Annotated in this window: 2 protein-coding genes; both read right to left on the bottom strand. The window is 42.1% G+C overall.

Features of this window, described 5'->3' with window-relative positions; genetic code table 11:
* Window positions 1-20 precede the first annotated feature (20 nt).
* Window positions 21-242, bottom strand: a complete 222-nt coding sequence (locus tag OCV67_RS13265; RefSeq protein ID WP_147644400.1) for a hypothetical protein — start codon at window positions 240-242, stop codon at window positions 21-23.
* 12 nt (window positions 243-254) lie between these two features.
* Window positions 255-1331, bottom strand: a complete 1077-nt coding sequence (locus OCV67_RS13260) for a hypothetical protein (RefSeq protein WP_147644399.1) — start codon at window positions 1329-1331, stop codon at window positions 255-257.
* Between the last annotated feature and the right edge of the window lie 51 nt (window positions 1332-1382).

Here is a 1382-nt window from a genome sequence, read left to right as displayed (position 1 = left end):
GCAATTTTTCTTTAAAATGTTCATTTGTGCATCTCCTTTTCCAAGTCCTCAATTCTATGATTTGCGACTTTTATCTGTTCTTCAACAACCGGCATTCGCCTTGCAAAATTATTGTGCTCCGCAACCTTGTTTTCAAGCTGCTGAATCCGATAATTTGTCATTTTGCTTGATACCAGAATACCTCCCAGAGAACCGCCCAGTGTTCCCAATAAGGATATTGCCGCTACTATTATTTCCGTCATAAGTTACACCTCCTAAATAACATACAATTTTAATCTCAACGTTCCTGCTGTACCTGTGGAATTACTTTGCGTTAATGTAAATACTCCTGCACTTGTACAGGTGACCGTATAAGTGTAAATCCTTGTACCCGTATAAACTTGCTTTGTAAATACCGCTCCTGCCGCAATAGCGGAAATCGGAATCACATCGCAGAAATTGACCGTCTCTTGCTGAGTCCAGCTTGCAGCCATATACACCTGTGAATATTTTACTATCTCAGCATTGGTTACCGTCAGACCGTTTTCATCTGTTGAGCTTTCAACAAGAAGTGCTCCCGATTGGGACTGCTTTATGTGCGGCACAATTAAATCTCCGATCAGTGTTCCTCCGGTCAATGGAAGATAGCTTTGTAAATCGGTATTGTCCTGTAGGATTCTCGGAGTTACCGTTGTCCAGCTGCTCGGAGCGTCCGCGGTGTCGCCGAAATCTGACAGCGTTACATTTGTTCCCCTCAAAACCGTTACTGCAAAAACAGAACGGTATGTTCCGGTATATGCTCCAAAATAAAAATAACCGTTTTCGTTATCCTCATAATATCCAAAATTTACTGTACCCCTTTTATGCGGCAGCAGCGTTGTAACCGACATAGTCGGCTTGCTTTCACGGTTGCTTAATTGTATCAGCCATGCGCCTGTCTGGGGAGAACCAAAATTGCCTGCGTCTGTCACAAGCAAGGTTGCTCCGCAGTTTTCAAGCGTATTGATATTGCTTGTTCTGGCAAACATCGAATATCTGGAAACGCTGTCATACGGACCCAATTCATAACGGCGGGTCTTGCCGGTCACGTCTATCGTTATATCCTGTGTTCCGTCAAATGATACTCCGTTGATCTTACGGGCTGTTTCAAGCTTTTTGGCGCTGTCAGATAACTCAGACGCAATTTTTATGCCCTCTTCCATATGATTAAAATTTTCAGCTGACATAGGAGTTCCCTGCTGAACAACGCTTCCATGAGGTATTATTGTATATGTACCGTCATTATTTTTAGTGATTGAATACTTATCGTCGGAAAGAATATGATCTTTCCAATTTGTCGGAATATATCCCATTATGATTCGCCCTCCTCATATACACGGAATTTTAATTTCATAATCAGTATT

This window comes from Porcipelethomonas ammoniilytica, from assembly GCF_025567485.1.
Taxonomy (GTDB): domain Bacteria; phylum Bacillota; class Clostridia; order Oscillospirales; family Ruminococcaceae; genus Porcipelethomonas; species Porcipelethomonas ammoniilytica.
The sequence above is the reverse complement of the archived record's forward strand: the minus strand, read 5'-3'. Positions and strand labels throughout refer to the sequence as shown.